A 7,221-nucleotide genomic window follows, 5' to 3' on the forward strand; every position below is an offset into this window, starting at 1 on the left:
TAAATATCAGGAAATGTATAAGACACTACCTGAGCAGATATACTCTAGCTTTGACCAAAATATTTTTTTTCGGAGGATAATTGCTGTTGATTCCATTGCTGCAACTGTAGCGTATCCAGCGATCGCTAGCATCATCAAAATGAAAGGCTAGGCACTCAGGATAACAATGTAGAGATTGTACTGAAAAAACATGGTGAAGAATCATTATAAGATAAGTTTGAGTAAGTCATGAGGTTCCAGCAATTTTCATAATTACTTTAAAACGGTCAAGTTACAACAGAATTATGAACCTGAATTATTACAGAAAAACTATTGTTTTTTAGGAATAACGTTCCTGATTCCACTTTTAGTAGAGACAGTATCACCTTTGTAACGAGGGATGATATGAATGCTAGCGTGCATAATATTTTGACCTGCGGCTCGATTGATATTCATTCCTACATTAAAACCATCAGGCTCAAATTCTGCTGTGAGAATTTTTTGTACTTGATTTACCATAAACCAGCAAGCAGATTGCTCTTTAAATGGTAGTTCAAAATAATTGCTTACATGACGTTTAGGAATAACTAAAACATGACCTTTATTTATAGGATAGCCATCAAATATAGCATAAGCAGTCGCTGATTCCGTTAATAGTTTTAAAGTTCTATTGGGATTACAGAATATACAATAATTAGATGAATTTCGCTGATAATTATAGTGAACATACTCATATAATTCTCGATATTCATCTAAACAAATTGAAATAAAAGGAAGTTTGACAATACATTGATATGTTGCTTTTTTATGAACATAATGCTCTCTAAAACCTTCTTTTTTGATATCCCTTCTTACAGCGTAATAAGCTTTACCTCCTGGTTTTAATAAGTGGGATATTTCCATAAGGACATTAGTTTGTTCTTCAGAAAATAAAACATTTAAAACATAAAAGCAAATTATTGTATCAAATTTATTATCAGGATATTCTGGAAAATAATAAGGGTCATAACCTGTAATATCAAAACCTTTTTGGCGTAATACTTTAACATCATTACCAAAGCCACAACCAAAATCTAGTATTTTGCCTTGTAAAAGGTTTTGATTTAATAAAAGCTGTGCTGGAAATGATAGATAATTTCTTTCGATCGCAGTAAGATGACTGAACTGATTTTTTTGCTGTTTCATAGAATTTTGGTGTTAATGTCCCAAAATTATTATTCCCAGCATTTCTTCAGGTTATGCTATGTCTACGATAGTCACTGACTTGTACTGAGCGACTTGCCTTGAGCCTGTCCTGAGCGTAGCTGAAGGGAGGCGTCGAAGTAAGAGCAAAGTCGAAAGGAGCTGAAGTAGCTTGACGAAGTGTCGGCTACGCCTACGCATCAGGGTCAATACCTAGCTCACGTAACTTAGCTGCTAATATATCAGCACGCTGCCGTTCTTGTTCAGCACGTTGGCTTTCCTGTTGGGCACGTTGGCGTTCTTGTTGAGCTTGTTCGCTACTCCACAACAGCAAATTTCCTTCTCTATCCCACCAGCGCAGCCAGTTCATGGTTTGGCATAATCTTTCACCTTGCCAAATTCCGAGGAATAACTCTAACTCAGGAATCCAAAAACGTCCATTAGCGTCTGCTTGCTGCAAGGTATATTGTCCATTTTGCAAGCAGCGTAGTTCTATGCTTGGTTCGTAAGGGTCGTAGGTTACGTAGGTTGGAACTTGGAGAATCTTTTCGTAATAATAGAGTTTACCGTAGGGTGGAGTTGAACGGACTGATAGTTCTCCACCTTCTGTATCTGAGAGAAATTCCATCACCACAGCTACAGCAGCACCTTCTAAATTCGGGGTATAGCTACGACGAACTACATTTGTTCCCACAGACTGCACTTGAGGAACGTAAAACCAGTCTGGTGCTTTGACAACGATTTTTTTGTTAACTGTGGCTACAAGTCCAAAATTAGAGCCAATCAGCATCTGGGGTTGGATGCGTCCTGTGCTTCCTAAAGCATCGGTAAGCGCAGCAGCGATCGCGGGTTGTTGAATATTTTCCACTGGATCGTCTGGTAAAATGAAGTCGGCTGGAAGTGCTTCCCAAGTAACAATTGGTTCTTTTTGGATGGGGTTAACTTGTAGAACCATAAAATTATTCCTAATATCCATGCACAGTTATTAGTTATTTTTAACAAATCTTCAGCTAGCATCGCTTTTAAGCTTAGAGGTAAAGAGAATGTTTGTGTTAGCTATAGTTTTCAGTGATCGTTGACCTTAAAAAAACATAAAAATTCATCCAAAATATTCTTAGCAATATATTATACTTCTGAAATGTTTTGTTAAACTTAGCTAAAAAAATTTAAATGCTAGAGTTTTTAATCGCTTGGGGTGTTGCTAACGTCGCAGGTTTTATTTTTAAACCAATTCTAGAAAAAATTGCGAATTTAGCTATAGATGCTTTAGAAGATTACGTTAAAGATTTCTTTAGTGTTTGTATTAAAGACAAAGTTGATCTAGCTAAAGAAATTTCTTTGAAGAATGCTTTCGGTAAAGCTCTGAAAGAATTTTTAGGATTGGTACAGCAGGAACTAGAAGATAATGAAATCGAAGGAGATGAAATCAAGAGTTATCAAGCTTCATTAGATAATTTTGTTCTTAATGCAGAGGTTCTTAAACAACTGGGTAAACCTTTCCAAAAATCATTAGGGGTTACTACATCAGAAGTTGATCATCAAAGTATTGATGCTGGAATATTAATACAGGCTTGGAATAATCTTAATTTAAAAACTTTACCAGCAGATTTTAATTGGCAGCAGCTTATCAAACGATATGTTAAAAAAATCGATTATATCTTACAAGATTCTGACGAATTAAGGAAACTATTAGATTCACAAAATCTGTCAAGAATGCGAGAAAGTTTAGAACAACTTACTCCCATTTTACCAGATTTTGATTTCCGTCGTTATAAATTAGGGTTGCTTACTGCTTATAGCAAACTCAAGCTAGAGAGTTTGGACACTAGCGGATGTAATTACAGCCTCGATTTATGGAATATATTTGTACCGCAAAATGTCTGTGAGCAGTTAACGACACCAGTAACTAACGTTTCAGTTTTGGATATACTTAATGACCCACAAAATTACAAGTACACAGTTATATTAGGAAATCCGGGTTCTGGTAAATCTACTTTAGCTCAATATAGGGCATTGAAATGGGCAAGAATTACAAACAATTATTTAGACTTACAAGAATTACCCTTATTAATTGAATTACGCAACTATATTGAAAATCGTAAAAATTCGCAATGCTACAATTTTTTGGAGTATTTCGAGAGAGCAAGTGGTGTACTTGGCGGAACTCTTAATCAAAAAGAATTAGAACAATGGCTGAAAACTCAGCAAACAATGGTGATATTTGATGGCTTGGATGAGGTACTCGAACCAGGAGAAAGGGAAAATGTGGTTATTGATATTATTAACTTTATTACAACCTATGACAAAGTACGAGTTTTAGTTACATCTAGGGTAGTTGGTTACGAGCAGCAGCGTCATCGATTTAGAGATGCAAATTTTCGTCACTTCATGTTGCAAGATTTAGAACACGAGCAAATTGAGGGATTTATTACTCAATGGCATAAATTAGCTTTTGCAGATCAACATGAAGGAAATACAAAACGCGATCGCTTATTAAAGTGTATCGAAAATTCTCGCACATTTAGAGAATTAGCGGGTAATCCTCTGCTGCTGACAATGATGGCAATTTTGAATCGACATGAGGAATTGCCAAGGGATAGAGCAACTCTTTATGAACACGCATCAGAGGTGTTATTGCACAAGTGGGATGCAGAAAGAAAATATCTACCAGACCAGACCAGATTAGAATATTACGACAAAAAAGAAATGTTGCGTCAAATTGCTTACAAAATGCAATCAGATGCAAATTTTATCGGCAATAGTTTAGTTATCAGTAAAAAGGCGTTAGAAACAATTCTGACTGAATATTTAAAAGCTAAAGAAATTAATGAACCTTATTTACAGGCTAAGTCATTACGTGAACAGCTAACAAATCGTAGTTTTATATTGTGTTTTCTCGGAGGAGATACTTATGGCTTTGTGCATCGAACTTTTTTAGAATATTTTTGTGCTTCGCATTTTATTTGCGAATATGAACATGGACGTACTATATCTTTGGATGAACTGAAACAAAGAGTTTTTGTTCAACGATGGACAGATGCGGCTTGGCGTGAGGTGATCATTTTAATTACTGGCAAAATTCATCAAAAGTTTGCTGCGGAACTTATAGATTGTTTAGCAGAACAAAATGGACAAGAACATGGTTTTGAGAATTTATTGCTTGCAGCAGAATGTCTGCAAAATCTGAGAACTCGTTCTTTGATTAGAGAAACAGACAAAAGACTGCTTGACAAAATTAAAAATTTGGTTGAAACTCAACCAGAGGTTACAGATGAAGTGCGTAAAAGGGCTGCTGGGGTTATTAAAGATACTTGGAAAGATGACTCGGAAACATTACTGTGGCTTGAAGCCTTAGCTCAGTAAAATAGAGTTAGAGATATGGAGTTAGGCTATTGATGCTAGACTGGCTAGTTGTTTGGGGAGTCACAAATGCATTCGGGTTTGTCTTTAAGACTCTCCTAGAGAAACTGGCGCGAGAAGATTTAAAAAAATATACCCAAAACTTTTTCGCTCAAATTCTGCGAAATTTTCCTTCTGATATAGGAATTCGACAGAAAGAAAGGTTAGAAATTGTTTTTGGTCAAGCTTTGAAAGAATTTTTGTTGCAGGTTCAACAGCAATTAGAAGATGCAGAATTGTCTGAAGCAGAACTCAAGCAATACATTAACTCCTTACAGCAGTTTATTCATCAAGAAACTACACTCTTAGAATTAGGAAAGCCATTTTTACCAGATGCAGTACCCGATGCTGATACTTTAGCTGCGATTTGGGATGAATTAAAATTACTTCCGCTACCTGCTGATTTTAGCTGGCAAAGTTTAACCAGACGATATACTAAAAAAATTAAGGCAATTCTGCGAGAAGCCGATGAATTAGATTTCATCCTAAATGTTCAAAATATCGCAGTCATCCAGCAAAATATCCAAGAAATTGCTGGGATTGTACCTGATTTTGACTTGATGCGTTATCGGGCAGAAATTCAAAAAGCTTATGGACATTTAAGACTCGATTCTTTTGATACTTCAGGTTACAGTTACAGCTTAAAGTTATGGAATATGTTTGTAGCTCAAAATGTGCGTGAGGTGAATGAAGTTTTACCACAAGTTTATGAGTTACCCAAAGAACATATGGAACGACTTAAAAGAAGTGGACAACTGGAAGAAGATTTTGATATTCAACCAGAAATTTTAGAACAATATAAAAAGTCTTACGCTCAACAATCTAGCCGCTCTGTATTAGAAGTAATTGACGAACCACAGACTGGCAAATATTTAGTAATTTTAGGCGATCCTGGTTCTGGTAAGTCTAGTTTATTGCAATATTTAACACTACAATGGGCAGAAACTCCAATTCAGGATATATCATCATTACCAATTCCCTTGCTGATTGAACTCCGCACTTATGTACGAAGTCGAGATAATCAAGAATGCCGGAATTTTTTGGAGTTTTTTCAGCAAGGAAGCGGGTTTATTTGTTCTCTGAACCAATATCAACTTGATAGTTTGCTCAAAACTGGCAAGGCATTTGTCATGTTTGATGGATTAGATGAAGTATTTGAACCAAGTAAACGAGAAGAAGCTATTACAGATATTATTAATTTCACTCATAACTATCCCTTAGTACGAGTGCTAGTGACTTCTCGCGTCATTGGTTATCAGCCTCAAAGATTGCGAGATATTAGCTTTCGGCATTTTATGCTGCAAGATTTAGAACGAGAACAGATTCAGGAGTTTATTAACCGTTGGCACAATTTTGCTTTTAGTGACCTCCTAGAAAAGCAAAGAAAAAAAGAACGCTTAGAAAGAGCAATTCAGGATTATCCAGCAATTCGCCAACTTGCTGTTAATCCTTTGCTGCTAACAATGATGGCAATTCTCAATCGCAATCAAGAACTACCAAGAGATAGATCAGAACTCTATAGCCAAGCGTCACGAGTGCTGTTGCAGCAATGGGATTTAGAAAAACTTTTGATTCAGGTAGAATCAGCAACTATTGATTATAAAGATAAACAAGAGATGTTACGTCAAGTTGCTTACAGAATGCAAACCAGTGAAAAAGGTTTAGCAGGCAACTTGATTAATAAGGATGATTTAGAAAAGATTTTAATTGAGTATTTATATAGTATAGAAGTTCATCAAGGAGAAAAAATAGCGCAGTTGATCATTGAGCAACTCCGAGAGCGCAATTTTATTTTATGTTTCTTGGGTGCAGATTACTATGCCTTTGTGCATCGGACTTTTTTAGAATATTTCTGTGCTTGGGAGTTTGTCTGGCAGTTTGAGAAGGAACGCAGTATTACAATTAAGAATCTCAAAACTGAAGTTTTTGGTAAGCACTGGCAAGATGAAACTTGGCATGAGGTATTGCGGCTAATTGCAGGAATGATTGATGCGAAATTTGTTGGTGAAATTCTTGATTACTTAATGGTGCAAGATGGTGAAGAGGAAAAGTTTATCAATTTGTTTTTAGCGGCCAAGTGTCTTGCAGAAGTGAGAAATCGCTCGGTGATTGCGTCAGTGGCTAATAAATTGCTTGAAAAACTCAAAGACTTAACTAAATATGACCTCTGGTACTATTACTCCTTCTTTGATGAGGAAGAAACTAAGCTAGTTCAGGAAGTTCGCACTCAAGCAGTTGCAACAGTCGCCGTAATTTGGAAAGATAACAGCAATACTTTACATTGGCTCAAAGACTGCGCTACTGCTGATGATGATGGGTATGTGCGAGGTGCAGCCATCGAAGCATTAGCCAGCAATTTCAAAGATGACCCGGACACCCGCTCGATTCTCAAAGACCGCGCTACTGCTGATAAGAATGGGGATGTGCGAGGTGCAGCCATCGAAGCATTAGCCAGCAATTTCAAAGATGACCCAGACACCTGCTCGTTTCTCAAAGACCGCGCCACTGCTGATTATGAAGAGGATGTGCGAGGTGCAGCCATCCAAGCATTAGCCAGCAATTTCAAAGATGACCCGGATACCCACTCGATTCTCAAAGACCGCGCTACTGCTGATTATGAAGAGGATGTGCGAGGTGCAGCCATCCAAGCATTAGCCAGCA

The 7,221-nt window shown here is 36.9% G+C and carries 5 protein-coding genes; 2 read left to right on the top strand and 3 right to left on the bottom strand.

All coding sequences use genetic code 11. From position 1 onward, the window contains the following. Nucleotides 1–6: 6 nt before the first annotated feature. From RMY00_RS36175 to RMY00_RS15805, 3 genes are all read right to left on the bottom strand, one after another. A complete protein-coding gene (locus tag RMY00_RS36175; protein WP_416212069.1) occupies nt 7–135 on the bottom strand; it encodes a hypothetical protein in 129 nt (42 codons plus the stop codon). Nucleotides 136–309: 174 nt separating this feature from the next. Then, on the bottom strand, nt 310–1,164 hold the full coding sequence (locus RMY00_RS15800; protein ID WP_322648434.1) for a bifunctional class I SAM-dependent methyltransferase/HIT family protein: 855 nt from the start codon (nt 1,162–1,164) through the stop codon (nt 310–312). A 190-nt stretch (nt 1,165–1,354) separates the two neighbouring features. Next, complete coding sequence (locus RMY00_RS15805) at nt 1,355–2,116, bottom strand: Uma2 family endonuclease (RefSeq protein ID WP_322648435.1); 762 nt, start codon at nt 2,114–2,116, stop codon at nt 1,355–1,357. A 215-nt stretch (nt 2,117–2,331) separates the two neighbouring features. On the opposite strand from RMY00_RS15805, the gene RMY00_RS15810 reads away from it, so the two are divergent. Together RMY00_RS15810 and RMY00_RS15815 are read left to right on the top strand one after the other, a co-directional pair. Continuing rightward, nucleotides 2,332–4,524 carry an NACHT domain-containing protein gene (locus tag RMY00_RS15810; protein WP_322648436.1) on the top strand — a complete coding sequence of 731 codons (2,193 nt, stop codon included), beginning with the start codon at nt 2,332–2,334 and terminating at the stop codon, nt 4,522–4,524. A gap of 32 nt (nt 4,525–4,556) precedes the next feature. Then, the coding region (locus RMY00_RS15815; RefSeq protein WP_322648437.1) for an NACHT domain-containing protein at nt 4,557–7,221 on the top strand (2,665 nt) is incomplete at its 3' end.

The organism is Nostoc sp. ChiVER01 (assembly GCF_034531155.1).
GTDB lineage: Bacteria > Cyanobacteriota > Cyanobacteriia > Cyanobacteriales > Nostocaceae > Nostoc.

What these genes read in the sequence shown, in the direction of transcription:
- RMY00_RS36175 (WP_416212069.1), bottom strand. Translation starts at nt 135, where the DNA reads ATGATGCTAGCGATCGCTGGATACGCTACAGTTGCAGCAATGGAATCA.
- RMY00_RS15800 (WP_322648434.1), bottom strand. Translation starts at nt 1,164, where the DNA reads ATGAAACAGCAAAAAAATCAGTTCAGTCATCTTACTGCGATCGAAAGA.
- RMY00_RS15805 (WP_322648435.1), bottom strand. Translation starts at nt 2,116, where the DNA reads ATGGTTCTACAAGTTAACCCCATCCAAAAAGAACCAATTGTTACTTGG.
- RMY00_RS15810 (WP_322648436.1), top strand. Translation starts at nt 2,332, where the DNA reads ATGCTAGAGTTTTTAATCGCTTGGGGTGTTGCTAACGTCGCAGGTTTT.